This window comes from Streptomyces sp. NPDC058231, from assembly GCF_042882275.1.
Taxonomy (GTDB): domain Bacteria; phylum Actinomycetota; class Actinomycetes; order Streptomycetales; family Streptomycetaceae; genus Streptomyces.
Window position 1 is genome coordinate 5,452 of sequence record NZ_JBHVWN010000087.1, and the last position, 26,329, is coordinate 31,780.

Annotated in this window: 34 protein-coding genes; 33 read left to right on the forward strand and 1 reads right to left on the reverse strand. The window is 69.6% G+C overall.

The features are described 5' to 3' along the window. The first annotated feature begins 125 nt into the window (after positions 1 to 125). The 6 genes from ACFVXE_RS34490 (at position 126) to ACFVXE_RS34515 (ending at position 3,224) form a co-directional block, all read left to right on the forward strand. Positions 126 to 1,241 carry a radical SAM protein gene (locus tag ACFVXE_RS34490; protein ID WP_389677196.1) on the forward strand — a complete coding sequence of 372 codons (1,116 nt, stop codon included), beginning with the start codon at positions 126 to 128 and terminating at the stop codon, positions 1,239 to 1,241. Continuing rightward, complete coding sequence (locus tag ACFVXE_RS34495) at positions 1,238 to 1,435, forward strand: hypothetical protein (RefSeq protein WP_319738986.1); 198 nt, start codon at positions 1,238 to 1,240, stop codon at positions 1,433 to 1,435. Before ACFVXE_RS34490 ends, ACFVXE_RS34495 begins: the two co-directional genes overlap by 4 nt. 78 nt (positions 1,436 to 1,513) lie before the next feature. Then, a complete protein-coding gene (locus ACFVXE_RS34500; protein ID WP_389677198.1) occupies positions 1,514 to 2,329 on the forward strand; it encodes a phosphotransferase family protein in 816 nt (271 codons plus the stop codon). 52 nt (positions 2,330 to 2,381) lie between these two features. Further along, positions 2,382 to 2,612, forward strand: a complete 231-nt coding sequence (locus ACFVXE_RS34505) for a hypothetical protein (RefSeq protein ID WP_389677200.1) — start codon at positions 2,382 to 2,384, stop codon at positions 2,610 to 2,612. 25 nt (positions 2,613 to 2,637) lie between these two features. Next, positions 2,638 to 2,868 (forward strand): hypothetical protein, encoded by a 231-nt coding sequence (locus ACFVXE_RS34510; protein ID WP_389677201.1) that lies wholly within the window; start codon positions 2,638 to 2,640, stop codon positions 2,866 to 2,868. Positions 2,869 to 2,990: 122 nt separating this feature from the next. Continuing rightward, positions 2,991 to 3,224, forward strand: coding sequence for a hypothetical protein (locus ACFVXE_RS34515; protein WP_389677203.1), 234 nt, complete (start codon positions 2,991 to 2,993; stop codon positions 3,222 to 3,224). A 114-nt stretch (positions 3,225 to 3,338) separates the two neighbouring features. Here the strand turns inward: ACFVXE_RS34515 and ACFVXE_RS34520 are convergent, their stop codons facing one another. Continuing rightward, a complete protein-coding gene (locus ACFVXE_RS34520; protein ID WP_389677205.1) occupies positions 3,339 to 3,869 on the reverse strand; it encodes a hypothetical protein in 531 nt (176 codons plus the stop codon). Between the two features lie 77 nt (positions 3,870 to 3,946). On the opposite strand from ACFVXE_RS34520, the gene ACFVXE_RS34525 reads away from it, so the two are divergent. The 27 genes from ACFVXE_RS34525 to ACFVXE_RS34655 all read left to right on the forward strand — a co-directional run. After that, a complete protein-coding gene (locus ACFVXE_RS34525) occupies positions 3,947 to 4,282 on the forward strand; it encodes a DUF6233 domain-containing protein (protein WP_389677206.1) in 336 nt (111 codons plus the stop codon). Between the two features lie 26 nt (positions 4,283 to 4,308). Beyond that, positions 4,309 to 4,521 (forward strand): hypothetical protein, encoded by a 213-nt coding sequence (locus ACFVXE_RS34530; RefSeq protein ID WP_389677208.1) that lies wholly within the window; start codon positions 4,309 to 4,311, stop codon positions 4,519 to 4,521. A 643-nt stretch (positions 4,522 to 5,164) separates the two neighbouring features. Then, positions 5,165 to 5,605 (forward strand): DUF6093 family protein, encoded by a 441-nt coding sequence (locus ACFVXE_RS34535; protein WP_389677209.1) that lies wholly within the window; start codon positions 5,165 to 5,167, stop codon positions 5,603 to 5,605. Between the two features lie 4 nt (positions 5,606 to 5,609). Continuing rightward, entirely contained in the window at positions 5,610 to 6,029 is a 420-nt protein-coding gene (locus ACFVXE_RS34540; protein WP_389677211.1) for a DUF6093 family protein, read from the forward strand. Between the two features lie 77 nt (positions 6,030 to 6,106). After that, a complete protein-coding gene (locus tag ACFVXE_RS34545; RefSeq protein ID WP_389677213.1) occupies positions 6,107 to 6,490 on the forward strand; it encodes a hypothetical protein in 384 nt (127 codons plus the stop codon). Next, a complete protein-coding gene (locus tag ACFVXE_RS34550) occupies positions 6,490 to 6,912 on the forward strand; it encodes an HK97 gp10 family phage protein (RefSeq protein ID WP_389677215.1) in 423 nt (140 codons plus the stop codon). The genes ACFVXE_RS34545 and ACFVXE_RS34550 overlap by 1 nt, the downstream gene beginning before the upstream one ends. Then, positions 6,909 to 7,163, forward strand: a complete 255-nt coding sequence (locus ACFVXE_RS34555; protein WP_389677216.1) for a hypothetical protein — start codon at positions 6,909 to 6,911, stop codon at positions 7,161 to 7,163. The genes ACFVXE_RS34550 and ACFVXE_RS34555 overlap by 4 nt, the downstream gene beginning before the upstream one ends. Next, positions 7,164 to 7,607, forward strand: coding sequence for a hypothetical protein (locus ACFVXE_RS34560; RefSeq protein WP_389677218.1), 444 nt, complete (start codon positions 7,164 to 7,166; stop codon positions 7,605 to 7,607). Positions 7,608 to 7,753: 146 nt separating this feature from the next. Beyond that, positions 7,754 to 8,239 carry a hypothetical protein gene (locus ACFVXE_RS34565; protein WP_356325937.1) on the forward strand — a complete coding sequence of 162 codons (486 nt, stop codon included), beginning with the start codon at positions 7,754 to 7,756 and terminating at the stop codon, positions 8,237 to 8,239. Between the two features lie 15 nt (positions 8,240 to 8,254). After that, complete coding sequence (locus ACFVXE_RS34570) at positions 8,255 to 8,866, forward strand: hypothetical protein (RefSeq protein ID WP_389677220.1); 612 nt, start codon at positions 8,255 to 8,257, stop codon at positions 8,864 to 8,866. A gap of 50 nt (positions 8,867 to 8,916) precedes the next feature. Further along, positions 8,917 to 9,198, forward strand: a complete 282-nt coding sequence (locus tag ACFVXE_RS34575; protein ID WP_389677222.1) for a hypothetical protein — start codon at positions 8,917 to 8,919, stop codon at positions 9,196 to 9,198. Continuing rightward, positions 9,199 to 14,034 carry a phage tail tape measure protein gene (locus ACFVXE_RS34580; RefSeq protein WP_389677223.1) on the forward strand — a complete coding sequence of 1,612 codons (4,836 nt, stop codon included), beginning with the start codon at positions 9,199 to 9,201 and terminating at the stop codon, positions 14,032 to 14,034. Further along, a complete protein-coding gene (locus tag ACFVXE_RS34585) occupies positions 14,034 to 14,927 on the forward strand; it encodes a phage distal tail protein (protein WP_389677224.1) in 894 nt (297 codons plus the stop codon). The genes ACFVXE_RS34580 and ACFVXE_RS34585 overlap by 1 nt, the downstream gene beginning before the upstream one ends. Before the next feature lie 10 nt (positions 14,928 to 14,937). After that, on the forward strand, positions 14,938 to 15,879 hold the full coding sequence (locus tag ACFVXE_RS34590; RefSeq protein WP_389677225.1) for a hypothetical protein: 942 nt from the start codon (positions 14,938 to 14,940) through the stop codon (positions 15,877 to 15,879). Positions 15,880 to 15,881: 2 nt separating this feature from the next. Beyond that, positions 15,882 to 16,970 (forward strand): hypothetical protein, encoded by a 1,089-nt coding sequence (locus ACFVXE_RS34595; protein ID WP_389677227.1) that lies wholly within the window; start codon positions 15,882 to 15,884, stop codon positions 16,968 to 16,970. A gap of 3 nt (positions 16,971 to 16,973) precedes the next feature. Next, positions 16,974 to 19,214 carry a hypothetical protein gene (locus tag ACFVXE_RS34600; protein WP_389677229.1) on the forward strand — a complete coding sequence of 747 codons (2,241 nt, stop codon included), beginning with the start codon at positions 16,974 to 16,976 and terminating at the stop codon, positions 19,212 to 19,214. Next, a complete protein-coding gene (locus ACFVXE_RS34605; protein WP_389677230.1) occupies positions 19,211 to 19,420 on the forward strand; it encodes a hypothetical protein in 210 nt (69 codons plus the stop codon). The genes ACFVXE_RS34600 and ACFVXE_RS34605 overlap by 4 nt, the downstream gene beginning before the upstream one ends. A 71-nt stretch (positions 19,421 to 19,491) precedes the next feature. Beyond that, positions 19,492 to 19,854 (forward strand): hypothetical protein, encoded by a 363-nt coding sequence (locus ACFVXE_RS34610; RefSeq protein ID WP_389677231.1) that lies wholly within the window; start codon positions 19,492 to 19,494, stop codon positions 19,852 to 19,854. A 61-nt stretch (positions 19,855 to 19,915) separates the two neighbouring features. After that, positions 19,916 to 20,728 (forward strand): hypothetical protein, encoded by an 813-nt coding sequence (locus tag ACFVXE_RS34615; RefSeq protein ID WP_389677232.1) that lies wholly within the window; start codon positions 19,916 to 19,918, stop codon positions 20,726 to 20,728. Between the two features lie 11 nt (positions 20,729 to 20,739). Continuing rightward, positions 20,740 to 21,609: a GH25 family lysozyme gene (locus ACFVXE_RS34620; protein ID WP_389677234.1), complete on the forward strand. Its 870-nt coding sequence runs from the start codon at positions 20,740 to 20,742 to the stop codon at positions 21,607 to 21,609. A gap of 7 nt (positions 21,610 to 21,616) precedes the next feature. Further along, the gene (locus ACFVXE_RS34625) at positions 21,617 to 21,835 is read left to right on the forward strand and encodes a hypothetical protein (protein ID WP_389677236.1); all 219 of its coding nucleotides are present in this window, start codon (positions 21,617 to 21,619) and stop codon (positions 21,833 to 21,835) included. A 2-nt stretch (positions 21,836 to 21,837) separates the two neighbouring features. After that, complete coding sequence (locus ACFVXE_RS34630) at positions 21,838 to 22,095, forward strand: hypothetical protein (RefSeq protein WP_319738945.1); 258 nt, start codon at positions 21,838 to 21,840, stop codon at positions 22,093 to 22,095. Positions 22,096 to 22,245: 150 nt separating this feature from the next. Then, on the forward strand, positions 22,246 to 22,806 hold the full coding sequence (locus ACFVXE_RS34635; protein ID WP_389677237.1) for a hypothetical protein: 561 nt from the start codon (positions 22,246 to 22,248) through the stop codon (positions 22,804 to 22,806). Between the two features lie 208 nt (positions 22,807 to 23,014). Then, positions 23,015 to 23,386, forward strand: a complete 372-nt coding sequence (locus tag ACFVXE_RS34640) for a hypothetical protein (protein ID WP_389677239.1) — start codon at positions 23,015 to 23,017, stop codon at positions 23,384 to 23,386. A gap of 27 nt (positions 23,387 to 23,413) precedes the next feature. Continuing rightward, entirely contained in the window at positions 23,414 to 24,583 is a 1,170-nt protein-coding gene (locus ACFVXE_RS34645; protein WP_389677240.1) for an AAA family ATPase, read from the forward strand. A 25-nt stretch (positions 24,584 to 24,608) separates the two neighbouring features. Further along, a complete protein-coding gene (locus tag ACFVXE_RS34650) occupies positions 24,609 to 25,745 on the forward strand; it encodes a PD-(D/E)XK nuclease family protein (RefSeq protein WP_389677242.1) in 1,137 nt (378 codons plus the stop codon). An 81-nt stretch (positions 25,746 to 25,826) separates the two neighbouring features. Then, the coding region (locus ACFVXE_RS34655) for a hypothetical protein (RefSeq protein WP_389677244.1) at positions 25,827 to 26,329 on the forward strand (503 nt) is incomplete at its 3' end.

The window sequence follows — 26,329 nt, forward strand, 5'->3', positions numbered from 1 at the left end:
AACACCCAATTTATGTAAAAATATGCTTTTGGGTGGGGGGCAACCCCCCCTCTTCGTCCACCCCCCAGCCCGTCCCGTCTGCACCCCCAAGGGGCCCGGACGGGTTCACCGGCAAAGGAGGGGACATGCAGCACGCTCTGATCGCCAGCCCGTTCATGGACGGGCACCTGTTACTGCGCCCCGGCCAGCACAACGGGCTGCGCCTGGGCGCCGCCCGCTTCAAGGAGCTGGCCGACGCCCACCCGAACACCCCGGTTCCGCAGTGGGCCACCGACGCCGTCCGCCAGACGTGGGGCCTGGACCTGGCAGACCGCAGAATCGGCCAGTCGATCCTGGTCCGCAAGGCGTCGCCGTACGGGTACGTCCGCGCGTCCTACGAGATCAACCTCGGCTGCAACTACGACTGCGAGTTCTGCTACCTCGGCGAGAAGCGGTTCGAGGGCATGAGCTGGGAGCAGCAGAAGCAGCTCCTCGGCATCGTGGCCGACGCCGGCGTGGTGTACCTGCAGATCACCGGCGGAGAGGCGCTGATCGACCGGCGGTTCCCGCAGGTGTACGCCTACGCCTACGACCTCGGCATGATGATGCAGGTCTCCACCAACGGCTCCCGCCTGCACTCCGAGATGATCCAGGACCTGTTCCGGGGACGTCCCCCGTACCGGCTGACGATCAGCGTGTACGGGGCCACCGAGGCGACCTACGACGCCATCACCCGCCGCCGCGGCAGCTTCAAGCGGTTCATACGCGGCCTGGACGCCGCCCGCGAGGCCGGGCTGCCGATGCGGATGAACGTGGTGGTGGCCAAGGAGAACCAGCACGAGGTCGCCGAGATGGAGGCGCTGGCCGAGAAGTACGGGCCGCACAACGTCTACGGCAACATGTCGCCGACCATCGGCGGCGACGGTTCGGTGCTGGCCACCCAGTCCATCCGGTACGAGAAGGCCCGCCGGGTCTTCAAGGGCTGCAACGCGGGCCACACCTTCTTCCACGCCGACCCATTCGGGCAGGCGTCGATCTGCAAGATCGGCCGTGATCCGCAGATCGACCTCATGACCGAAGGCGTGGAGGGTCTGCGACGCCTTGGTGGCATCGCGGACTCCCTGATGCTGCGCACCGGAGGCTGCTCCGGCTGCGCCTTGTCCGGCACCTGCCGGACCTGCAGGCCCTTGGCCAAGCTCTACCAGGAGGCCAAGGCGCCACTCGTCAGCTACTGCCAGCACGAAGAGAGGAACAACGCATGACCATCACGATGGTTGAGATCGGCAAGCGGCCGCCCGAGGCGACGGCCGACGCGGACGCGGAGAGCCTGCCGCCGCTGGGGGCCGAGCTCCCCGGCACCGTCGGCGACGACGAGGTGATCATCGTGGGCGACCTGGACGGGTTCCTGGAGGCCACGATGTGCAACTGCAGCGCGAGCGACGACAACCCGTACTAGGAGTCTGCGGGACGCCCCGGTGGTAGTTTCCCGCCGGGGCGGGCCCGCCCGATTCGTCCGATAGGAACGGCGCCACACATGTCCATGTCGCGCATCGACTGGGAGCACCTACCCGAGCAGGTCCACCATGCTGTGGAAGCCCACACCGGGCCGGTCATAAAGGCCGAGACCGTCTCGGGCGGCAAGAACTCCCAGATCGCCGCGTGCGTGTTCACGGCCGAGCAGCGCCTGTTCGTCAAGGGCATGCCGTCCGATCACCCGCAGCACCCCTCGCAGCAACGCGAGGCCGCGATCAACCCGTACGTGGCCCCCCGCCTGGCGCCCACGATCCTGTGGCGCGTCCAGGACGGGGGGTGGGATCTCCTCGGGTTCGAGTACGTCAGCGGCCGTCACGCCGACTACGGCCCCCGCTCGCCCGACCTGCCGCGCGTCCTGCGGCTGGCGGGCGAGCTGGCGCAGGTCGACACCCCGCCGGCGCACGTGGTGCGGACCGTCGAGCAACGCTGGGCGGCGCACGCCGACCCCGGCGCCGCCGAACGCTGGCGCGGCGGCCGGACGTTGCTGCACACCGACTTCGCGTCGCACAACGTCCTGCTCGGCGAGACGCGGGACTGGCTGATCGACTGGGCGTGGCCCACGGTCGGCCCGGCGTGGGTCGACCCGGTGGTGCTGATCCTTCGGCTGATGGAGGCCGGACACACCGCGGCGCAGGCCGACGCGGCATGCAGGGTCCTGCCGGCCTGGCAGGGCGCCGACCGTGAGGACGTGGCGTCGTTCTCCGCCGCGAACGCGCGGCTGTGGAAGAGCATCACCGAGCACGACCCCGAACCGTGGAAGCAGCACATGGCCCGCAAGGCGGAGCAGTGGTGCAGCTACTGGTCGGGACTGGACTGAATCGCTACGCCCCCGACCGCTGCGGGCGTACCTTACGAAGAGGGACGAGGCAATGAAGGGGATAGGCATGCGGCTGGTGTTCGAGGACAACGAGAAGTCGCCCATCCTGGAGCAGGCCGAGGAGGCCGAGGACGCGGGCAAGACGCTGCTGGCGGCGTCGCTGCGCGGCATCGCCGAGAACGGCATCGACCTCGCCGCCGACTGGGAGACCAAGCGGGTCGAGCTGTTCGCGGCGCACGGCATCGACGTGACCGGGAACGGCGGCGACGCCCGTGTCGCCTAAGCACACACCCGGCAGACGCGCGAAGGTGGCGTTCACCCCGGAGTGCGAACCCGGCCTGGCGAAGCTGTCGGTCTCGGACCTGGTGCGCCTGGACCGGGCGATAGTCACGGTCTCCATGGACCCGTCCATCGGAACCGAGCGGCCGACCCGTGAGGGCCACGTGCCCCTGCGGGAGTACACCGAGGGCACCACGCGCGTGATCTACCACGTAACGGTCCTCGGGGCGATCGTCATCGTCGCCTATTTCGAGGTCTGACCAGCCCCTGAACCGCCCCGCCTCCCGGCACCCCCGTCCGGGGGGCGGGGCTCTTCGTCGTCGAGGTGGCGTGAGCTGCGCGGCTCCGGCCGGTTGTCAGTGGCCCCGTTTACGATCCGGCCGTGGCAATCGACATCCCTGAAGACCTGATCGAGCTGGAACGTTCCGCCGTTGAGGAGCAGCGCAAGGCCCTCGCCGAGCCGTACACGGAGGAGGCGTGGGCGCCCTGGCGCGAAGCAGTCGAGACGTTCCAGGCCGCGGTGACCGCGCATGCTGAGGCGGCCGGGGTGTCGCGGTACGAGCTGGAGATGGCCGTGAAGCAGGCGGTCCTGCATCCGGAGCCGGAAGACGACTAGCGCGGCCAGTGCGAAGCCCCGCCGGCGCTGAACGGGCGGGGCAGGTCCGAGTCGCAGCAAGCAGCCAGCAAGCGGGATAAGGACGGTTCAACGGTAGCGGGCCGGCCGGACGTATCAGCCGTTCTCGGGTGGCCAGGACTTCAGCACGCGCCCGCCGTCCTGCTCGTCGGTGAGTGTGATCCGGGCGCCGGTGACGCCGCCGCGCTCGCCTATCCAGCGCGTGTACTTCCGCTCGGCCGTCGCCTCGTCGGACCACCAGCCGCGCATGATGGTGCGGGCACCGATCGTCAGGGTCAGGAGGTATCGGTCCACGGCGGCAGGCTCCGGCTCGTCGGTCCTGATGGTCATGGTGGCGCCCGCTTCCTGGGCTGCCTCCCGCAGTACGGCCAGCGTGTCTGCGAGCGGTGCGCGCGGGCCGCCGCCGCGTGGGGTGGTGGCGATGAGGCAGGGCATGCACCTGTCCAGCCAGCGGCGACCGTGCTCGGGTGTGGTCACGGCCCCGGTCGCTGTCGCGGGCTTGCCGCAGAGCGCGCACGGGTGGCTGCCGTCGAGCCTTTCGGCTCCGGCCCTGGGTGCCCATGGTGGGGCGGGGTCCAGCTGCGACGGGTCGACACCGAGGGATCGCAGCAGGTCAGCATCGATCATGCGTGCGACTCCTCTCGTCGGCTTCCGAACGATACGCCCCTTTATGGCGCCCAGACGCCCGCCGTACACTCGAACGTGTGTCCGATGTTCTCCCTCCCGACCTGCCTAGGCTCCGCACCCTGCGGACCTGGCACGCCATGTGGGTGGACCGCATCGACGAGGCGATCGCAGCGGCCGAGCAGCGGGAGAAAGAGCGGCAGCAGGGCAAGGAGCGACGCCCGCCGACGCCGGACTGGATAGTCGAGCTCAGCATCGGTGTAGGCGCCCGGCCCATCGAAGTCCATGTCGGCGGGTGCCACGCGGCGGGGAAGCGCCAGCGCGTCATCACTCGCGAGCAGGCCCTCGCCGCGCTCGCCGACGGGATGCGGGCCTGCATCCACTGCCGACCGGACACTGAGCTCGGGGTGCTGTGAGCAGCGCACCGCTGCACTCTGGAGGCATGGTCGCTGCTCCGATTGTCGTGCACCGGCCGTCTCCGACTGGAGGCCGGCGGGTTACCGCGTACGGACAGATCCTCGGGCTCGCTCACGATGACCGGGACCTGGTGGAGTTCCTGCGCCGGGCCGGGCTCCCGGATGCGGAGACGTTGATCGACGACCCGCAGATGGTCGAGTGGCGAGGCGGCCGCGCTCATCAGTGGGACGCGGCTTGACCCTCGCCAGTAGTGTCCGGGCATGAACTGGGGAAGCGCACGAGACTGGGTGGCATCGTGGAGCTGGGGGGACGCACCCGCGTGGGCGGGATTCGTGCTGGGTGCAGCGGCGCTGGTGATCAGTCTCCGGGCTCAGCGGGACGGGCGGAAGTCGGCGAATGCTGCGGTGGCTTCCGTCGAAGAAGCGCGCCTGTCGCGCATAGCTGCAGAACAATCGGCTGCTGACGGCCGACGGTCCGCCGATGCGGAGGAAGCCTCATTGGCCTTGGCGCGGGAAGCTATGCAGGCTGCGGCGGATGCTGCCCGGCCCAGAGTGGAACTGAGGATCGAGATAACAGGCTCACGGCGAAACCCGGGGCTCCGTCTGACCAATGTCGGCGACGGGGCAGCCAGCAACCTGCGTTTCACTGAGGACAGTTACAACCGGGTGGTCGGCTACCTGGACCCCGAGTTCGCCGCAGGACAGTCCGCTAGCTTCACATACTCGTCGCCCGCCAATCGGCCCGAACAGTTGTGGTTCACGTGGGATGGGCAGCCGGACCCTAAGCCGGTCCCTGTTCCGCCGCAGTCGTGGTGAGATGCCCAGGGCGAACGGGAGCAGCTACCAGGGGAGTTGTCCGCGCACAGCCCTACGCTCGAACGTATGAGCACTCCTCCGCCCTCTGAGGGGCTTTCGCTTGCCGCCGTCGCCCCCATCGTCGAGACGCGCATCCTTGTGGACACTGTCGAGATCTTCCGTCCCGGGGAGCCGGTCCTTGACCCGGACTCCGGCGAGTACCACCCCGGCCCGGACCAGATCATCTACACGGGGCCCGGTGCGATCTTCGCGTCCGGCGGGCCTGGCCTGGTCCTGTCCCTGGAGGGGCAGGCGTACGCCGACGACACCCGTAACCGCTACCGGCTCCTGACCCCCCTGGACGTGCCGCTCGCATCGCGTGAGGACCACGTGCGCGTCATCGTCGCCACGCAGGACCCTGGCCTGATCAACAGGGTGTGGCGGGTCCTGGACATCTCCGACGCCAACAGCCTCGCCGTCGTCCGTACGACGTGGCTGGACGAGTCCACCCAGACGACCGGGGTGTGAGCCGGTGCCACTGGATCTTTCGCAGGCCAGGGCTGACCTGGAGGCGCAGCTGAACGACACGGTGCGGATCTCCCGCACCGCCGGTCAGCCCGTCCTGGACCCGGTGACCGGGGAGCCCGGCCAGACCCCGACCACCGTGGTGTACGACGGCCCGGGTGCGGTGCTGTCCACGCACGGGCAGATCGTCCTGGGGCAGGTCCTCGGCCAGGACTGGCTGTCCGAGGGCTCCGCCTGGTACCGGCTGGTGACGCCTGTGTCGGCGCCGGTCGCGCTGATCGGCGACCTGGTGGAGGTCGTCACCGAGACGGGCGGCCTGGTCGGCCGCATCTGGCTCGCCGACGACGTCACCGAGGCGTCCACGGTGGAGATCTGCCGCTCCACCAGGCTGATGGAACGCATCACCACCGCGTCCAGCGCCATCTGACCTACGGCCTCTTGGCGGCCTCGCGCACCGTGCGCGGGGCCGCAGTGCTGTCCGCGCCCCTTCGTAGGCTGAACGGCATGGATGATCAGGTGCACTGGGTGCGGATTACTGCCGAACACACCACCGGGACCGTGGCCTTGGACGGCCGCGACATCTCCTCGAAGGTCTCCGGGTACGACCTTCGCCAGCGTGCGGGTCAGCCGGCGGAGCTGGTGCTGTTCCTGTCGCCCGTGGTGAAGGACGAGTTCGACGGCCTGGCGCGCGTGGCCGTCGGTGTCGCCCCGGACCCGGGACCGGCCGCCGCGGCGTTCTTGTCGGCGATCGACGCGGGCGAGCTGGAGCGCAACGCCCTGGCCCGGTACGACCTGCTGGACGGAGGGCCGCACGAGATGACCCGGGCGATGCTGGCGCTGCTGCAGGACTGGGCGTCCGGACGGTGGCAGCCGGAGGTGAGCGGATAGTGGCTACCCCCGGCCGCCCGGGCGGCGGCGCGTTCAGTAACGCGCCCGAGATCGCCGCGCAGCTGCAGGCCCGCGCCGCGCGGATGCTGCCGTCGGCGGTGTCCGTCGTACGGCACTACGCGATGCTGCTGGAGACGCAGATCAAGGCCAACGCGTCGGGCAGGCCCGGCCCGAACGCGCCGACCGGCGACTACCGGCGCTCCTGGACACATGAGGTGCATGTCACCGCCGACGCGGTGACGGCGATCGTCGGCACCGCCAAACCGCAAGGGCGGCGCCTGGAGTACGGCTACGTCGGCCCGGACAGTCTCGGCCGGGTCTACGCCCAACCCCCATACGCCCACGTCGGCCCGGCCGTGGAGACGATCAGCCCCCTGTTCACGGCTGCCATCGGGCGGATCGCCGACGGGAACCCGGAGTGAGCACCCCGACGGAGGACCTGCACAAGGCTGTCGCCGACGTGATGGCGGCCCACGGCTACGGCATGGTGTCGCGGCTGGCGTTCGTCGTCGAGCTCGTCGACGAGGAGACCGGCGACCTGGGGCTGCTGCGGGGAACGAGCCCGTCCGACATGCCGGCGTGGTCCGAACTCGGGCTGTTCCACTTCGCTATCGCGGACATTCAAGCCGTCGTCACCGCAGACCGGATGACGAACAACGACGAGGAGGACTAGATGAGTGTGTCGGGGCGCCAAGTGGCGCTCGCAGTACAGACCATGCTGCAGACGGCGACCGGCCGTTCCTGCGGGTACGGGACAGCGCCCACGGCGGCATCCGTGCCGACGGGCAACACGATCCCGTACTGCGTTCTGTACGAGCTGGGGCAAGTCGCCGGCCTGGGCCCGTCGTTCGGGGACAGTGACGCCGATGCGCGGGTGCTGCTGCAGGTGTCGTCGGTGGGCCAGACCGCCGAGCAGGCGTCCTTGCAGGCCGACAAGGCCCGGCAGGCGTTCCTGGCCCGGGTGCCGGGAAGCGGCCAGTACCTCAATCCGATCACCGTGACCGGGGCGACCGTGATCGGCCGGGAGCTCGACCGGGAGGAAGGGACCGGTGTCGTGAGCTCCACCTACACTTACGTTCAGCGATTCGTCCTGACGGTTTCAACCCCGAACAGCTGACGCCTGATCGCACCTCACCGCGGAGGCCCCTGCGCGGACGCCCGGCCACACCGGTACGGGCTGCACCCCTGGTTCGCAGTCCTGCGACCTGTTGGGGACGGGCCTCCATTGCCGGAGGCCGGGGTCCCCGGAGAGTGAGAACCCCCTTGGGTACCACCCAGCAGCGGTTCATGCGCCGCGGCGTCACGAAGATCTACTTCCTGCCGGAGATCGCCGCGGCGACGAACGTCCCGACCCGCGCGGAGCTGACCGGCGGCACCGAGCTGTCCGGCGCGATCTCCGACATCGCGGGCTGGTCGCTCGGCAACAGCCCGATCGACACCCCCGACATGGGCTCGACGCTCACCACGTCGATCCCTGGTGAGGACAAGGCCGACGCCTCGACCCTGACCTTCTACGAGGACAAGGCCGGCGACACCATCGAGACCCTCCTCAGCAAGGGCGAAGAGGGGTACGTCGTCATCCTGCGCAAGGGCGACGTCCCGGCGTCGAAGTCCATGGACATCTTCCCCACCCGTGTCGCCTCGCGCGCCCCGGCCTACTCCGCCGGCAGCGACCCGGCGAAGTTCACCGTGACCTTCGCGGTGTCCGACGACCCGACGCTCGACGCCGCCGTCCCGGCGACTACCTGATCCGGGGGGATCCGCATGACCACGAACACCACTGCCCAGCCGCCGGCCGCCGCGGTTGCCAAGGACGCCCACTGGTCGGCGAAGATGGCCCGCCTGCGGGCCCGGAGGCTGCCCGAGCGCACCCTGTCGATCTGTGACGACCAGGACGCCAAGACCGCTGTGACAGAGGCGGCCCTGGCCCTGGCCAAGGCCCGCGCCGGGGCGCTGGCCGAATGCACCGAGCAGGGCATCCGCGAGGAGCAGCGCGACGCCTGGGTGGCGTCGAACCCGCAAGTCCTCGCCGCCGACGCCGGACTGGTGAAGGCGCAGGGCGCCCTCGCGGACGCGACGATGACCCTCACCTTCCGGGCCGTGCCCCGGCCGGTGTGGGAGCAGCTGCTGCGCGACCACGCCCCCACTGAGGCGCAGGCCGACCAGGGCATGGAGTACAACGTCGACACGTTCCCCGCGGCGCTGATCTCCGCCTGCCACGTCGAGCGTGACGCCGACGGGGCGGAGGTCGAGGGGATGAGCGCGGCCGACGCGCAGGAGCTCCTGGACACCTGGGCGGACGCCGAGGCGAAGGCCCTGTTCACGGCCGCTCTGGTCATCAACCAGACGCTGCGGGCGGACCTGGGAAAAGGCTGATCTCTGACCCGGCTTTCCGGGCGGAGATGGAGCTATGCCACACCTATGGAATGGCGCACAGCCAGTTCACGGGGGCCGGTGACGGCCGCTGGTCGGCACTGGACCGGGCCAAGGCCCTTGCGTGGCTGGCGTACAGCCGCGCGGTGTGTACGGGCTGCGGCACCAGGGCGGATGAGTGGAAGCCGGATCTGGGCGGGGACCGGTTCGCGTACGTGGCCGATGCGAGCACCTGTCCGGGGTGCGAGCTGCTGGAGATGGAGCGGGAGCAGGTACCGGACGGACCGGATGGACGCGGGGTCAAGATCGGGCTCACGCCCAGACGGGAGCAGTAGGTGGCAGGCAGTGCCTACAACCTGTACGTCAACCTGCAGGCGACAACAGCCGGACTGACCAACGGTCTGCGATCCGGTGCCGGGCAGCTGCGCCAGTTCGACGGGCAGCTGCAGCAGGTCAACCGCAGCCTGATGGAAACGTCGACGGCGACGCAACGTCTGGCCCGCCTGCAGGCGTCCGCCTCGGTTGATGCGGTCCTCGGGCAGACCCGTGTCACGGCCGCCGTGCAACGCAGCCAGGCCGCACAGAATGCTGCCGCTGCGGCAGCCGAACGCAACGGCCGGGCACAGGCTTTGGCGGCGAACCTGGCAGCGCGGGCGGAGACCGAGCGGGCGGTAGCGGTGATGGCCGGCGAGCGTGCACTGCGCGCGCAGGCCCTCGCTCAGACCATGGCCGCCCGCGCCCAGGCCACTACCGGCCGGGGTGCGCTCGCCGCACAGAACACTGCGGCCGCCGCCGCCCGGGCGGCCACGCAGGCCGCGCAGGCGCAGACGCTGCAGGAGGGGCGGGCCGCCGCCGCGCAGGCTGCGGCCGCTCGTGGTGCGGCCCTTTCCACCCGGACGCTGCAGGCCCGGCAGGCCGCCGACGCCACCGCGCTGACGGCGGTTGCCGCACGGTCGGAGGCAGAGGCGGCAGCGGCGCAGCGTGCGGCAGCGAACGCGGCCGCCGTACGTCAGGCGCAGGCCGCTGCGGATGCTGAGGCCCGGGCCGCCACACAGGCCCGCGTCAACGGCTACCTGAAGACCGGTCTGGTGCTGACGGCGGTCCTCGGTGCCGGTGTCGCGCAGGCCATCGCGCTGGAGAAGCGCATGGCCAACGTCATGACGATCTCCCAACAGATCAACCAGTCGACGGTCGGGTCGTTCACCGACCAGATCGTCGACCTGTCGAAGGACTTGACGCAGTCGTCGAACCAGCTCGCCGACGGCCTGTACCAGATCGTCTCCACGGGCTTCGACGGCGCCGACGCCATGACGATCCTCGGAGTGGCGGCGAAGGGCGCCAGCGCGGGCCTGACGACCACCGAGGCGTCCTCGCGGGCCCTGCTGGGTGTGCTGAAGGCGTACGGCCTGGGCGCGGGCGACGCCGCCAACGTCATGGACATCATGTTCCAGACCGTCAACAAGGGCGTCATCTCCTTCGAGGAGCTGGCGCAGAACCTTGGTGACGTGGTGCCGATGGCGGCCGCCGCCGGCGTGGAGTTCGACGACCTGTCGGCGGCGTACGCGGCGATCACCCTCACCGGTATCCCCGCGGCGGAGGCCGCGACCGCGCTGAACGGGATGATGACGCGGATGATGGCGCCCACCCGGGACCTGAGCAACGCGATGCGGGAGCTCGGGTACGACTCGGCGGCCTCCGCAGTGCAGCAGGACGGCCTGTACGTGGTCGTCAACAAGCTGACGAAAGCAACGGGCGGTTCGTCCGAGGCCATTACCAAGCTGTTCGTCGACGTGCGGGCCACCCGCGCGGTGCTGGCGCTGGCCGCCAACGACGGCAAGAACTACGCCGACACCTACTCAGGGATCGCGAACGAGGTGGAGCGTGCCGGGGCCACCCAGCGGGCGTTCCAGATGCAGATGGACACCACGTCCGGGCAGTGGCAGATGTTCGCCAACCGCAGCAAGGCGCTGGGCATGGACCTGGGGCGGGCGCTGCTGCCGGTCCTGCAGGCCGTCGGCGAAGCCGTGTCGGTGTTCGCCGGGGCTCTCGCGGATGCTCCCGGCCCGCTCAAGGAGATCGGTGCGGGTCTGCTCGCGGTGACCGCCGGGGGCATGCTGGCCCTTGTCGCGGTCTCCAAGCTGACGGCCCAGTGGGGGGAGTTCCGGGTCGCGCAGGCGGCCGCGCGGGCGGGCCAGTCGGCGATGCCGGCGGTCCTGAGGGGTGCGGGCCTGGCCGTGTCGGGCCTCACGGCGCTCCTCGCGGTCGGTGTCATCGCGTACTCGGCGTACTCGGCGTCGAAGCAGAAGGCCAAGATGGCCACCGATGACCTGGTGGAGGCCCTACGTGCGGAGCACGAGCAGGGCGACGAGGGTGCGGGCCTGCGGGCCCTGACCGAGTCGCTGACCAAGTCCGATGACGCGGCCAAGCTCAAGAAGGCCGGCGTCGACATGACCGAGGCGCTGGACGCCATCACGAGCGGCGGTCAGAAGCTCGCGGACCTCAAGGCCAAGCTGTGGAACGACAACTCGTTCGTCACGGTGGACACGTCCGAGCTGGTCAGCTCGGTGCTGACCCCTGCGGGCAGCGATGCGATGGACGTCCTGGATGAGCAGCACGGCATCTGGTCGAACGCGGTGAAGAAGCAGGCCGAGCTTGCCGCCAACATGGACATCGTCAACGCGAAGGTCAACCAGGCCAAGATCAACGCATCGAAGACCTGGTCTTTGGAATTCCTGGTGCCGCCGGGCCAGGACGGGCTGCCGAAGTACACCGACGAGATGAAGGCCATGGCGCAGGCCCTGGGCGGCATCGTCGACCCGGCCAAGGCGTGGTCGGCGGCACAGGACAAGGTCGCCAAGTCCAACAAGAACGCGAAGGCGACGCTCAAGGACTACATGGACCAGCTGCAGAAGCAGCTGAAGTCGCAGCGGGACTTCCAGAAGAACCTGTCGGAACTGGCCATGTCCGGGTACACGGGTCTGACCGACCATTTCGCCAAGCTCGGGGTGAGTTCCGCCCCGATCCTGGACGAGCTGGTCAAGCAGCTAGGCAAGGGCAAGACGAAGGTCGCCGACGAGCTGGAAGGCATCATCTCCGAGTCGTCGTCCCGGTCGTCGGAAGCGTTCCGTGCGGGCCTGGACCAGCTGCCCGCGATTGCTGCCCGCTACGGCAAGAAGACCGCGCAGGAGTTCGCCGACGCTGCAGAGACCAACGATGCGGGCAAGTTCGGGAAGGTCCTGCAGGAGATGGCCGTCTCCGACATGACGCGGGCGGTGAAGAAGGGCAGCGCGGCGGCCAAGGTACAGATGCAGCGCGGCATGGGCCTGCTGGCGCAGGTCGCCGCGACCAAGGGTGCGGACGCGGCAACCGCCCTGCAGCAGAGTCTTCTGTCGGGTGATGTGAAGGGCGCCATGGGTCAGCTGCAGGCGATCTGGGGTGCGGACCTGCCGATCAGCGAGGAGGACCTGAAGGGCGTCGCCGGCGCGTTCAAGACCGCGGGCAAGCAGTCCCTCACCGAGTGGACGGGCATGCTGACGCTGATCCAGCAGGTCGCCAAGACCAAGGGCAACGCAGCCGCCATGGCCCTGACGACGGCGCTGCTGTCCGGCGACATGGCGGCCGTGCAGACGCAGTTGGACTTGATCGGTGCGAGCGTGCGGCAGATCCCCGGTACCAAACAGATCTCCGTTTCGGTGAGCGCCCCGAAGTCGGTGACCATCCCCGTGTACCTGTCCCGCAAGCCCACGTCCTGGGACAAGGACGCCAACGGTGTCCCCGACAGTGTCCAGGCCCAGGCGCGCGGCTCGGTCCTCGACTTCTACGCGGACGGTGGCGTACGCCGACCGGCCGGCGAGCAGCACGTCGCGCAGATCGCACCGGCGGGCAGCTACCGCATCTGGGCTGAGCAAGAGAGCGGCGGGGAGAGCTACATCCCGCTGTCGCCCACAAAGCGCACCCGCTCGCGGGCCATCGCCGAGGAGACGGTGCGCCGACTGGGCGGCAAGGACATCCGCTGGTACGCCGATGGCGGCCTGTCCGGGTGGTCGTACGAGCCGGCCGGTGGCTCCGGGGGCCTGTTCTCCCTGTCGGGGATCGGCTCGGACTCCATGAACAAGAAGGGCAACGCCCTGGACCTGGGCAAGTTCGCGTCGAACCTGCGCAAGAGCGTGGCGGAGGCGCAGCGTTGGCGCAGGGACCTGGCGAAGGTGGCCAGCCGCGCCGGCCAGGATGTTGCCGATGCCCTGGAGGAGATGGGTGCCGACGGCGTCGACCTGACCCACAAGATGGCCACGGGCAGCACGAAGTACGTGCGGGGCATGGCCAAGGAGCTGGAGAAGCTGGCCGCGACCGCGAAGGCGTCGCTGTCGGAGTACACCGGCCAGCTCGGCGGTGCGGCCAAGCAGACGGCCGCGTTCCAGCAGAACCTGGCGAAGCTGGCGGCCTCGGGTTACGGAGACCTGGCTTCGCGGCTCGCGGAGCAGGGCGACCAGGCCGCGATCGACCTGGCCGCGCTGGCCGTCAAGAGCAAGTCGGGTGCGTCGAAGGCGAACTCGGCGTCCAAGGCGGCTTCGGCGACGCTGTCCGATCAGGACCTCGCGGACCTGCTGACGATCATCTCGGCGATCAAGTCGAGCAAGACCGGCCTGCACCAGGTCGCCGATGCCACGGAGCTCGGCGAGGACCGCATCATCGAGGTCGCCAACGCGGGCCTGTCCCGGCTGAAGAAGGCGCTGGGGTCGAGGGCCACGAAGTTCGTCGCCGACCTGGGCAGGGCCAACAAGGGCCTGTCGTACGCGCAGGGCGGTGTTCTGACACCCGGCCTGTACGCGACGAGCAACGGCCTGGTGCGGTTCGCGGAGCCCAGCACCGGCGGTGAGGCGTACATCCCTCTCGGGCAGTCGAAGCGTCCGAACGCGACGGCGGTCCTCGAGGACGTCGCCCAGCGGTTCGGCTACACCCTCACCGCGCAGGGCGTGACGGGCCCGATGCGGATGGACGCCCGGCCGGCCGGTGGGGTGCAGGTCGTCGTCGTGAAGGAGCAGGCGGGGCCGCTGATCGGCCAGATGCCTGTGACCGTCACGTCCGGTAGTGGCGGCCGCGGGGCTGCGCAGGAGATCGGCGCGGAGGTGATGCGGCGCCTTCGTGCCGCGCAGCGAGGAGGCAAGCTCTGATGGCAACCCTTGGGGACTACCAGTACGACGTCGGCGGCCTGGTGATCGGCAAAGGCACGCTGGTGCCGGTCGGCGAGGTCAGCGGTCTGGCCGCGCCGGAGCTGCGCACGGCCGACGTGGACAACCCGACCGATGACGGGGGCTTTCCGGGCGTCGACCTGTTCGGGACGCGCACCGTGTCGATCGAGGCCGGTATCCGCACCCCCGACGACCCGGGGGCCGCCCTGGATCTGCTGGCCCGCCTGCAGCAGGTCACCGGGACGGACGGCACGCGCCGCACGGCTGGTGCGCTGGCGGTGCTGCGGGCCAAGCTGCCCGGCCGGGACACCAAGCGCCTGTACGGCAGGTGGCGGCGGGTGGAGACCGCGACGATGGCGCAGGCCGTCCACGGCTGGATCCCGTTCATGCTGGACTTCGCGGCGACCGACCCGCGTTGGCACGCGGACGACTCGCAGTCGCTGGTGCTGCCCCTGGACATCAGCAACGACTCGCAAGGCTTCACCGCCCCGCTGATCGCCCCGATCACCACAGGGGTGTCGCACCCGGACCAGCGGCCCGGGTGGGTCCTGAACTCCGGTGACGTGGCGGCGTGGCCGACGGTCCGCATCGACGGGCCGGTCACCAACCCGAAGGTGTGGGTGGTGGAGACCGGCCGCTACCTGCAGCTGCAGATCACCCTCGGGGCCGGGGAGCACATCGACATCGACACCCGGCCGGGCACCCGCTGGGTGCTGCGCAACGGGGGCAACGCGGCCCCGGCCCTGACGGCGGGCAGCCGCATGGACCTGTTCCAGATCCCGCCAGGCAAGAGCGAGATCCGCTGGACCGCCACCGACTACACGAACACCTGCCGCCTGACCCTGTCGTGGCGCGACGCCTACACCGCCCTGTGAGGACACCCCAATGACGCTGATCCAACCCCCGATGATGGTCACCGGCGGCACGCACCCCGCCCGCACCATGCGCATGATGATCCGCGACCTGTCCCGCGGGTCGCAGGGCGTGACCGAGTACAACGACCTGAAGGTCACCCAACTGACGACGCCCGGTGCGGGCGTTCAGATCGCCGACGGCTCCGGCGTGATCCGGGGAGCCGCCTCGGGCCAGGGCTCCTACACCCAGTACAACGTCGGCTCGGCGACGGTGAACATCGCCCCGACCGGGGCGACCGGGCGCACCGACATGGTGGTCCTGCGCGTCCTGGACCCCGACTACGAGGGGCAGCTGAACCCGGCCTCCGACGACATCGGCTACTTCTACGTCGTCTCCAACGTCAGCAGCACCGCGACGCAGCCGCCGGCAGGCATGACCGCGATCCCGCTCGCACGGATCACACTGGGACCGAACACCGCCACGGTCACCGACGCGATGATCACCAACCTGCGGACCATCGCCAACCCGCGCCGGGACCGGCAGATCTACACCGCCTCCCCGAGCGCGGACCAGAACTATTCCGGGAACAAGGACGGCACGTACGTGTCGTGGCCGACCGCGGCCCGCTGGAACATAGCCGTGCCCGTGTGGGCGGTACGGACCCGCATCATCTTCACCGTCGCCGCCACCCAGGTCATGAACGGCAGCGTGTGGGGGCACGCCGCGTTCAAGCTCGGCACCGTCCAGAGCCAGGGCATCAACTTCGACACGGGCTCGTTCACAGGCGGCGACCGCAACCAGCGCATGAACCTGATCTCCGCCGACACCATCACCGTGCCCTCCGCGATGCGCGGCACCACGCAGCTGCTGCAGGCCATGATCGCCATGGACAACGCGGCCGCCGGAACGCTGCAGGTGGACACGGCCACGACCGCCATCGCGGACGTGGAGTTCGAGGAGGGCGTGTTCTAAGCGTGCACTCCTACCGCTATCTGACGTGCAGCGCGCTGACCGGGCAGGTCCTGGCATGGGACCTGCCGCTGTCGGATGTCTCCTACGGCCCCGAGCTGAACGGGCCGGGGAGCCTGACGGCGACGCTGGAACCGCACCTGGCGCATGTGCTGGGCTCCATGGTCGACCCCGGCAACACGATGCTGTTTGCCGAGCGGGACTCCAAGCTCATGTGGGGAGGCGTGATCTGGCGGGCCGAGCCGGAGGCCGGCCGGTACCCGATCGAAGCCGCCGGGTTCACCTCGTACCTCGGGCGCCGCCACGACCTCCACGGCAACTTGAACGCGCGCGGCCCGTACACGTACGGCGACCCGTGCAAGCTGATGCGGGACGTGTGGGCGTACTGCCAGGAGCAGCCCGACGGGAACCTGGGCGTGCTGGTCGACGCCACCACCTCGAAGGCGAAGATCGGCACCCCTGAGGAGCCGTACGCCTCCGCATGGTGGGAGACCCGCACCCTCGCGGACCTGATCGTCGACGCCGTCGAAGCCGACGGCGGCCCGGAGTGGACCGAGCAGGTCGAGTGGGCGGGAGACGTGCCGCGGCGCCGGTTCCGTATCGGCTGGCCGCGCCTTGGTACCCGCCGCACGGACGTGTCCTTCACCACCGGCGTGAACATCGCTGTTCCCGAGCCGGTCATCTACGACGGCGACACCTACGCGCAGGTCGTCGTCGCCCTCGGCTCCGGTGAGGGGCGGGCGCGGCTGCGCGCGATCGACGCCGTGCGTGACGGGCGCCTTCGCCTCGAGGAAGTCATGGACCTGCCCGCGGTCAAAGGCCAGGACCAGCTGGCATCGCGGGCCCGCACCGAGCGGATCGCCCGCCAGATACGTGGCGACATCCCGGAGATCGACCTCATCGACCACCCCGCCGCCCGCTTCGGCTCGTTCGCGGTCGGCGACGACGTGTGGGTGCAGGTCCACGACCAGTGGACCGACTACGACGGCTGGGCGCGGGTGACCGGATGGACGCTCACGCCGGCGCAGGGGGACCAGCAGGAACGGATGACGGTGGGCCTGGCGCGCGCCGACTCCTTCACTTACGGAGGCTGACCCTTGGCTGACACCATCGCCGTTCTGGCGGGCAGGATCGCCACACTGGAACGGCTGGTGCGGGACCTGTCCCGTACCAGCCGCCTGGCGAACTCCTCGATCGAGAACGGCGCCATCACCGTCTACGACGACGGCGGAGACCTGCGCGGCAGCATCGGCCTGCAGCCGGACGGCACCCTTGCGGTCGCGGCCGTCAACGGGCCCCCGCCGCCCGTGCCGGGCGCGCCCACCATCACCTCCGTCCTCGGCGGTGTCGCTGTGGTCTGGGACGGCTCCTTCGCCGGTGGTACCCAGGCCCCGGCCGACTTCGCCTATGTGGAGGTGCACTCCTCCACCGCCCCGGACTTCCCCGACGACGGCTCCCTGTTCTCCGCGTTCTACTCGGCGCAGGGCGGCACGATGACCGTGCCGGCGGGAGGCCCGGTGTGGGTGCGTCTGGTGTGCGTCTCGACATCCGGTGTCGTCTCCGACCCGTCCCCTGTTGCGGGACCGGCCGGGCCGACGCCTGTCGTCGCGCAGGCCGTCCTGGACGGCATCATCAGCGAACTCGCGCTCGCCGACGACGCCGTCACCCGCGCGAAGATCGCAGCTGCAGCCGTCGGCAAGACCGAGATCGCTGACGGCTCGATCACCACACCGAAGCTGGTCGTCGGAGAGCTCAACGGCGACCGTCTTGCGGTGGGGACCATGGCCGCCAACGTCCTGATAGCCGCCAGTATCACCGCCGCTCAGATCAAGGCCCTGAGCCTGACCGGCGACCTGATGGCGGTGAACACGCTCACCGCCGACAAGTTCGCGGCGGGCACCATCACGGCCGCGTCCGGCGTGATCGCCTCCATCGACGCCAGCAAGATCGTCACGGGTATCTTCGACGCGTCCAAGGCGACCATCAAGAACCTCGACGCGTCCGCGATCAACGCCGGGACCATCAATGTCGACCGGCTGTCGGTCGGGCTGCAGGGGCAGGTCGGCCAGAAGTTCTACGACTTCGGCGACCAGGCCTCTAAGTGGAGCGAATCCGGGGCCGGTTCCATGACCACCGTCGCGGTCGCCGATGCCCAGTCCGGCGGCAGTGTGATGCGGTGCGTCGGCTACATCGCGGCCGGATACCGGCCCGACATCAAGATCCCGTTCGATCCGGGCGTCACCTACCGGGTGAGCGCCCGGGTCCGCCAGACCGTCGCCAACAGCACGCCCGGCACCAACCAGAAGTTCTACGCGGGTGTGGCGGGCCTCGCCGCCGACGGCGTGACCTGGGTGAACCTCACGGGCGCGAACTCGACCTCCAGCCAGTTCTTCGTGGCGGCCAACGCCCAGGACCAGACGGCCGGCGCCGGGTGGGTGACGTACACCGGCTACATCAAGGGCACTTCCACTGCCCCTGTCGGCGGCGTCAAGCCGAATGCCAACGCACCCGGCCAGTTGCACGCCAACGTCCGGTACATCACCCCCATCGTGTTCGTGAACTACACCGGGGGCAGTGGGACCGCCGAGATCGACATGTTCGCGATCGAGGTCGTGGAGATGGGGGCGCTCACGGCGAGCAACGTCGTAGCGGGGGCGATCGACGGGCAGGTCATCACCGGCGCCACAGTCCAGACCGCGAAGTCGGGCGCGCGGCTCGCGCTGTCTGGCAACCGCTTCTTCGCCACGGACGCCACCGGCAAAGTCCTCGCCGAGATCGTGCCGGACGACGGCAGCGGGCGCAGCGCCTACTTCACTTACGACACCCGGCTCGGCCTCAACTACTACGCCGGGTTGACGGCCGGCGACGTCCGCTTCGGCATCTCGGGTCAGACCGACCCGCAGGAAGAGGCGGGAGTGCTGTACTCCTTCCTGGGCGGGGGCCTGTACGAGCTCCTGCTGCGGAGCGGCAGCGACCTGGGCAACTCGGCGGCGGAGATCAATCTGTACTCCGAGACGGGGCCGGTCGCATCCGACTCCGAGATCGTCCTGAGCGCGGACAAGATCACCGCGCCAGGGCGCCTGACCGCGGGGAACATGGCTTTCGGGTCCGTGAATATCACTCCGAGCGCGGCCGACACCCCGACGAGCTTCACAGTGAGCGGCCTGCACGTGGCCGGGTCGACTTTCCGCGCGTTCGTCAGCGCGAACACCACCGTGCCGGGAACCTCCGTGACCGGTGTGGGTGCGACCAGCGTCAGCGCCACTGGTGTGACGGTGTGGCTCACCCGTGCGAACACGAACACCACGACGGTCTACTGGATGGTGGTCGGATCATGAGCGATCTCGTTTTCGAGCCGGGCAAGTACTACGCCGCGGTGGTCCAGTGCACCAACGAGACGTGCGAGAACTACGGCCAGCCGTCGTTCGACGTCCCCGAGTTGTACTCCAACGCGGGGGTGCCCAGCGTCCAGTGCGGTCTGTGCCAGCACAGCATGGAGATCGTGTCGGCGATCCTCATCGACCCGCAGCCCGAGATGGCCTGACCCGCTTTGGTGTCGCCCCGTGCCCGTAAGATCGGATGCGGCGCGGGGCACGCCAATCAAGGGAGTGCGCGGTGACGCAGCCGCCGAACGCCGACCCCACTTTGTGGGAGCTGCACCGCACGCTCCAGCAGCTACGCGAAGACCAGAGCGACGGCATCAAGCAGCTTCGCGACGACCTGCGCGGCGATCTCGCCACGATGAGCCAGCGGTTCGAGCAGATGGTCACCAAGGACGTCTACCAGGCCGACCAGCGTCTGGTGAACCAGCGGATCCAGGCAGTTGAGGATGCGCAGGAGGCCGCGGTCCGCCAGCGCGAGAGCGACCAACAGCAGGCCGCCAACACCCGTAAGTGGCTGGTGGCGGTGTTCGTCGCCCCGTTACTGCTGGGCCTGGTGCAGCTGTGGTTCACCAGCAGGATCGGCGCAGGCCCGTAGCGGGGTCTGCGCCTTGCGGTAGTACCCATTCGTCCGGCGCGGGGGAGAGACGGCACCGGACGTGCCCCTTGATCACGGCACCCTTGTCCACCGCTACACCCACCACTCCAGGCTCGGCCGCCACCAGGTCCTCGACGCCCGCTCGTTGGAGTGGCTCCACACACATACCGGCAGCACGCTCAAGCCGGCCGCGCACACCCCGCGCATACCGGTCCTCGATCAGGAAGACCTCCTTGCGCAGGGCATCCGCGTCTCCGGCGTCGTCGCCGGCGGCGAGGACGTCGATGCGCTCGGCTCGTGCACGGGCAACGCCGGTACCGCCGCGGTGTCGGTGCTCCTCGATGACGAGCAGGCCCGCCTGGCGGGCCTGGACCTGTCCAGCGCCAAGCGGGCCGAGGAGTGGGCGATCGGCCTGTACGCGCAGGCCACCGGCCTGGACGTCTTTGACGGCGTGTTCCCGCCGGACGATTCCGGTTCGTCGGGCCTGGGCATCGCCAAGGCCCTCAAGCGGCGCGGCCTGGTGGGCCACTACCGGCACGCCACCACCGCAACCGCCGTGGCTTCCCTCCTGCAGGGCGGCCCGGTCCTCCTCGGAGTGCCGTGGTTCCAGGCGTGGTTCGAGCCCGACCAGCACGGTTTCGTCGACCACGGCGACTGGGCGGCCTCCCCGGTCGCCGGCGGTCACGAGATCTGCGTGATCGCCCTGGAGCAGGTCGTACAAGACCACGCGGGCCGCATCGAGGCGGAGTCCACCGTCATCCGTTTCCGCAACTCCTGGTCTTCGTCGTGGGGCGACCACGGGGACGGCCTGATGACCCTCGCCACCTACCAGCAGCTGCGCCGCCACATCGACGCGATCCAGCTGCGCCCTTAAGGAGACACCGCATGCTCAAGGCCATCGACATCAGTTCCCTGCAGCCACACCCGGACCTGACGGGGGTGGACGTCGTCATCATCAAGGCGTCCGAGGGCCGCACCTACGCCAACCCCTTGCGGGTGGCGCAGGCCGCGGCCGCCCGCAAGGAGCACAAGCAGGTCGGCTGGTACCACTTCCTGTGGCCGGGCAACGTCCAGGCGCAGGCCGAGTACTTCATCCACTGCGCCCAGCCCAAGGCGGGCGACATCCTGGCGTGCGACTGGGAGACCACCACGTCGGGGACCGTGCCGTCGTGCGCGGACAAGGACGCGTTCCTGGCGGCGGTGAAGAAGCTGCGGCCGAACCTGCGGGTGGTGCTGTACTGCAACCTCGACTACTGGAAGAACCGCGACACCACCAGCAAGTGCGGCGACGGCCTGTGGATCGCCGACCCGGGCGCGGCCGCCGGCCACCCGCGCGTGAAGCACTCGTGGGTGGTCCACCAGTACGGCATCCGCAACCACACCGACGTCAACGTGTGCAACTTCGCCTCGGTGCAGGCGTGGAGGGAGTGGGCGGGCGCGCCTGCCACCCCCAAGCCGCCGACCCCCACGCCGCCGACGGCGAAGCCCTACACGCCGCCGAAGTTCCCTGCGGGCCTGGCGCCGGGCAAGTCGCGCCCGTCGGCGAAGGAGCTGCAGAAGGCGCTGCGCAAGGCCAAGTTCCTGACCATCAGCGACCGGGACCTGTCCGACACGTACGGGCCGCGCACGCAGGCCGGTGTGGGCAAGTTCTTCGCCGCGCACCCGCAGTTCCGGGAGAAGGGCAAGCCGCACGACGTGGCGATCGGGCCGCGCGGCTGGGCCTACCTGTTCACCCTCGCCTACGGCCGCAAGTGAGGCCCCGATGACCGCCGAAGAGATCATCCGCCGGTTCACGTTCCACCCGGCCGACACCGCCGCGCGCCGCCAGGCGCACGAGGACGTCCGCACGGTGTGCCTGGACCTCGCGCTGACGCTGAACGTCGAGCTGCCCGAGGGGGCCGAGAAGCAGGCCGCCCTGTTCCGGCTCGAAGAAGTCATGTTCTGGGCGAACGCCTCGATCGCCCGCCAACCCAAGGAGTGAGAATGCTCTACAACTACCTGTTGTCGCTGGTGCGGACCTTCGCGCCGATCCTCGCCGGATGGCTGATCACCCAGGCCCTGCGCCTTGGCATCGACCTGGACAGCACGGTGCTGGTGTCGCTGGAGACGTCGGCGTTCGCGGGCGCCTACTACCTGGTGTTCCGCTGGGCCGAGCTGCACATCAGCCCGCGCTTCGGCTGGCTGCTGGGGTATGCGGCGCCGCCGCAGTACCAGGAGTCGCAGCCGACGCCGCTCGGCTGACCCAGGTCGGCAAAGACCAAAGCCCCCACCGCACGCGGTGGGGGCCTCGACCTCTTGGAGCAGTCAGCCTAGCAGCCGGTGAGCTCGACGACCCGGGCTCGCCTAGCTGTATTCTAGATACAACGTCAGTGGGAGAAGAGGGGGTCGGCGATGCCGACGAAGCCGTTCCTGGCCGGCAGGCAGGAGTTCGCAGCCGTGTACGGGGTGCCGGGGACGCTGATCACGCAGTGGCTGGGCCGGGGGATCCTGAACTACGACCGTGCGGTGATCATTTCGGGGTCGCCGTACTGGCTGATGTCGTTCGTGCGGGACTTCGAGAAGGTGGCGCCGCGGCGCAAGGAGATGGACCGCAGGGTGCTGCAGCAGTTCGTCGCCGAGCAGGAGCCCGGTGTGTGGATGGAGAGCGTGGACGAGGTGCCGCCGCTGCTGGGTCTGCAGGAGACGACGCAGCTGTTCGGCCTGTCCAGCCAGCAGAGCATGTCGTCGGCGGTCCGCAAGGGCGGGTTCGTGGCGCCGGACTACTCGCTGTCGGGGTCGCCGATATGGACGCTGGACACCTTGATCAATGTGGGGGCGCCGATGATGCAGGCGAAGGCCCGCACCGTGCCGTGGGCGGTCAACCCGCAGGTGGAGGCGGCGTTCCGGCAGGGGCGGTACACCGGCCCCGGCTCCGCGATCGTTCCGCGCGGACTCGCCGCAAAACGCCTCTGACCTGCATAAACAGCTAGACACCCTCCCCGAATTTGATAGAATAAGGCCAGCGTCGCAAAGGGCGGCGCTGGCCTTGCCCTTGGGGGGACCGCATACACACCACCACGCGCGTGGCCCGATCGCCGACCCGTTGGCGCGGGCCTGGAGGCGCCTCGCCGGTTGATCACGTGCCCCGTATCCGTAAAGATGTGCCACACCATTCGAGCGTGTGCACACTTTCGGAGGTCTCGTGCCCATCTACCAGCAGCAACTTCCGGGACTGGACGACATCCAGCCCGTCCAGCAGCCCGACATCCACCCCGGCCAGTCCATCCAGGAGCGGTTCGAGGCGTTCCACGCCCTCAACCCGTGGGTGCTGCGGCACCTGGAGGCACTGACCACCGACTGCGTCGCCAAGGGCTTCAAACGCGTCGGCATCGGGATGCTCTTCGAGCTCCTGCGCTGGCGCTACGGCGAAGCCACCCAAGGCGATGTCTTCCGGCTCAACAACAACTTCCGCAGCCGGTACGTGCGGCTCCTCATCGAACGCAACGCCCAGTGGGCGCCGCTGTTCGAGACCCGGGCCCTGCGCGCCGCATGAGACCAACGACCTCTTGGAGCAGTCCCGATGAGCATCAAGCTCAAAACCCGCAAACCCACGGGCATCGTCCCGTGGCCCCTGATCCTCCTCGAAGGCGAAGAGGGCGCCGGAAAGACGTACTCCGCCGCCGAGTTCTCCGCCTCCGAGCTCGTCGGCCAGATGTACTGGATCGACCTCGCCGAAGGCAGCGCCGACGAGTACGCGGCGATCCCCGGCGCCCGCTACCTGATCATCGAGCACGACGGCACCTACCGGGACATCCTGGAACAGATCCGGGCCGTGTTCCTCGAAGCCCGCCGGGCCGCGGCCGCCGGCGAACCGCCCGTGGTGCTGTCCATCGATTCGGGCACCGCGCTGTGGCGGATGCTCAAGACCTGGACCAACGAGCGGGCCCGGCGCAGCAGGAACAACGCGGCTCTCCTGCAGGAGAACCCGGACGCCTCGATCGACGTCGGCATGAACCTGTGGAACGACGCCACCGAACGCTGGCTGGAAGTCATCCACCTGCTGCAGACCTTCCCCGGCATCGCCATCATCACCGCCCGGGGCAAGCAGATCACCGCCATCGACGAGGGCGGCAAGCCCGTCAAGGACAACCGCGGCCGCGTCCTTAGGGAGTGGAAGGTCCAGGCCCAGAAGGACCTGGCTTTCGACTGCTCGGTGTGGGTGCGCATGCGCCGCGGCAAGCACCCGCAGGTCATCAAGGCCCGCTCGCTGCAGCTGCGCGTCGAGGACGGCAAGCCGCTCAACCTGGAGAACTTCACCGTCGAGGACCTGGTGTTCAACCGGCTCGGCTGCTCGATGGACTCCCAGCCCCGCCAGATGCCCGCCCTGGTCGGCGACCGCGTGCAGGCCTGGCTGGAGGACAGGGACGTCGAGGAGCTGCAGGACGTCGAGAAGCTGCGAAAGCTGTGGTGGGACGCCGCCGGCGAGGACACCGGCCTGACCCGCGCCGAGGTCGTCTCCATCCGTGGGGCGATCGAGCGGAAGGTCGCCGTCCTCGAGAACCCGCCCACGGAGATGGGCCAGGGCCCGGTCAGCGACGCCGAGAAGCTGCGGGCCGCCGCCGAGCGCAAGGCCGCCAAGGAGCCCGACGTCGACCCCGACGACGTGACCGTTCCGGAGCCGACGCGCCGCCCCGCGCGCAAGCGAACCCCCGCCAAGACCACAGCCGCCAAGGTCCCCGCCCGGCGTTGAGCAGCCCTACTTCCAGGAGTACCTGATGAGCGCACAACCTATGGAAAGCGCCGTGTCCCTGTGGACAGCCGCGCACGACGTCGACGCCAGACGGCCGCGCTCCCTGCAGCGCCAGCTCGGCGCCTCGGACACGGTGTGCGAGCGCCGCGCCGCCTACGTCCTGTTCGGGGCCACCGCCTCCGACTGGTCCGAGAAGCGGGCCGCGATCCTCGGGACCTACATTCACGAGGGCCTGCTGGGTGCCGCCCGCACCGAGTACGGCTGGCTGGTGGAGAGGGCGGTGGCCGACGACACGATCCGGGGCCACATCGACGCCGTGCAGCTCGACGAGACCACTGCTGCCCACGTCCCTGCCCGGCACCGGCCCAAGGTCGCCGCCGAGCACGGGGTGACCGTGGAGGACGTCAAGACGAAGTCGACGTACCTGTGGGAGAAGGTGCGCCGCTACGGGCCCTCGGCGGCCGAGCTGCGCCAGGTGTACCTGTACGCGGACCTGCTGCGCACGACCGGGTTCGAGGACGTGCGCGGCCAGCGGTACCTGGCCAAGCTCGGACCGCTGGAGGTTGCCCGGATCCGCTTCCGCTTCGTCAACCGCGACAACGGCGAAGAGCACATCGAGGAGTTCGACTTCGACCCGAACGAGGCCACCCGCGCCCGCTGGTGGGTCCAGCGCGTGCGGGAGCTGAAGTCGCCCGAGGAGGGGCGCCGCGACTTCGACGGGCCGGGCCTGGACGCCATCTGCGACCACTGCCCGTTCATGACGGCCTGCTGGGGCCTGCCCGAGAGCCCCGGCGCCGCCGTGCAGACCGTGCTCATCCACGACGACGCCGACCGGGCCCAGGCCCTGGCGGAGTACGTGCAGGGCCACGAGCTGGCGCTGCAGGGCAACCGCATGAAGGCCCTGGCACGCAAGAAGGTCGACCTCTCGCCGGCGGGTGTGTACGGCGCGAACGAGCTGGCCTGGCTCGGCGGGAACGACGTCTGGTCCGGCGACCTGCAGGCCATGGTCGACCTCCACGAGTCGGCGGGCCTGACGGTGCCGATGGTGCCCGACGAGAAGCGGATGGTCGCCAACTTGAAGGAGGCGGGCCTCGCGGTCCCGGAGAAGAAGACCGCGCAGAAGACGCCCAAGACCATCAACGTGCGGGCCTACAAGGCCTGATCGGACTGCTGCCGCCCGCCCGCGACCCGGGCGGGCGGCAGCGTGCCCGCAGAAGGGGAAGTTTCGTTGTCCATTCACCTGATGCTCGTCGCCGCATACCTGCCCGACGACGTGGTCACCCAGAGCCAGAAGGTGGCCCTGATGAAGATATGCGACTCGGCCGACGACGAGACGCGTCTGTCGAAGCCGGGCATGCTGCGTGTTCGCGCGTGGGTCGGCGTCAGTGAGAAGCGGTGCACGACCATCGTCACCGAGCTGGTCGCCAAGGGCCTGATCGAGCGTGTGGAGGTCGGCATGCTCGGGCGCCGGGCGGTGTACCGGGTCTTCCCGCTGGGAGTGCCCGCGATCCCGACCAACGACGACCTGAAGGAGCGGTTCGAGGCCGCTGATGCCGCGCCGAAGAACCCGAACAAAGCCCGCTCGGGCATCACTCGCGCGGCACCGTCCAAGCCCGCGATGACGCACGAGGACATCGAGGCGCGAACGCGCGGGGACTTCGACGTGGCTGAGCTGGCCGCCGGCGAAGGCGTGAGGCGAGAGCCAGGGTTCCACCAGTGGAACCCTGATGATGACGAGGCCAGGGT

Excerpts from the sequence above, each read along its gene's own strand:
- ACFVXE_RS34505 (WP_389677200.1), top strand. The coding sequence starts at position 2,382 with ATGAAGGGGATAGGCATGCGGCTGGTGTTCGAGGACAACGAGAAGTCG.
- ACFVXE_RS34630 (WP_319738945.1), top strand. The coding sequence starts at position 21,838 with ATGCTCTACAACTACCTGTTGTCGCTGGTGCGGACCTTCGCGCCGATC.
- ACFVXE_RS34625 (WP_389677236.1), top strand. The coding sequence starts at position 21,617 with ATGACCGCCGAAGAGATCATCCGCCGGTTCACGTTCCACCCGGCCGAC.
- ACFVXE_RS34500 (WP_389677198.1), top strand. The coding sequence starts at position 1,514 with ATGTCCATGTCGCGCATCGACTGGGAGCACCTACCCGAGCAGGTCCAC.
- ACFVXE_RS34545 (WP_389677213.1), top strand. The coding sequence starts at position 6,107 with ATGGATGATCAGGTGCACTGGGTGCGGATTACTGCCGAACACACCACC.
- ACFVXE_RS34560 (WP_389677218.1), top strand. The coding sequence starts at position 7,164 with ATGAGTGTGTCGGGGCGCCAAGTGGCGCTCGCAGTACAGACCATGCTG.
- ACFVXE_RS34645 (WP_389677240.1), top strand. The coding sequence starts at position 23,414 with ATGAGCATCAAGCTCAAAACCCGCAAACCCACGGGCATCGTCCCGTGG.
- ACFVXE_RS34575 (WP_389677222.1), top strand. The coding sequence starts at position 8,917 with ATGGCGCACAGCCAGTTCACGGGGGCCGGTGACGGCCGCTGGTCGGCA.
- ACFVXE_RS34570 (WP_389677220.1), top strand. The coding sequence starts at position 8,255 with ATGACCACGAACACCACTGCCCAGCCGCCGGCCGCCGCGGTTGCCAAG.
- ACFVXE_RS34585 (WP_389677224.1), top strand. The coding sequence starts at position 14,034 with ATGGCAACCCTTGGGGACTACCAGTACGACGTCGGCGGCCTGGTGATC.
- ACFVXE_RS34605 (WP_389677230.1), top strand. The coding sequence starts at position 19,211 with ATGAGCGATCTCGTTTTCGAGCCGGGCAAGTACTACGCCGCGGTGGTC.
- ACFVXE_RS34490 (WP_389677196.1), top strand. The coding sequence starts at position 126 with ATGCAGCACGCTCTGATCGCCAGCCCGTTCATGGACGGGCACCTGTTA.
- ACFVXE_RS34535 (WP_389677209.1), top strand. The coding sequence starts at position 5,165 with ATGAGCACTCCTCCGCCCTCTGAGGGGCTTTCGCTTGCCGCCGTCGCC.
- ACFVXE_RS34620 (WP_389677234.1), top strand. The coding sequence starts at position 20,740 with ATGCTCAAGGCCATCGACATCAGTTCCCTGCAGCCACACCCGGACCTG.
- ACFVXE_RS34495 (WP_319738986.1), top strand. The coding sequence starts at position 1,238 with ATGACCATCACGATGGTTGAGATCGGCAAGCGGCCGCCCGAGGCGACG.
- ACFVXE_RS34520 (WP_389677205.1), bottom strand. The coding sequence starts at position 3,869 with ATGATCGATGCTGACCTGCTGCGATCCCTCGGTGTCGACCCGTCGCAG.
- ACFVXE_RS34590 (WP_389677225.1), top strand. The coding sequence starts at position 14,938 with ATGACGCTGATCCAACCCCCGATGATGGTCACCGGCGGCACGCACCCC.
- ACFVXE_RS34650 (WP_389677242.1), top strand. The coding sequence starts at position 24,609 with ATGAGCGCACAACCTATGGAAAGCGCCGTGTCCCTGTGGACAGCCGCG.
- ACFVXE_RS34530 (WP_389677208.1), top strand. The coding sequence starts at position 4,309 with ATGGTCGCTGCTCCGATTGTCGTGCACCGGCCGTCTCCGACTGGAGGC.
- ACFVXE_RS34635 (WP_389677237.1), top strand. The coding sequence starts at position 22,246 with ATGCCGACGAAGCCGTTCCTGGCCGGCAGGCAGGAGTTCGCAGCCGTG.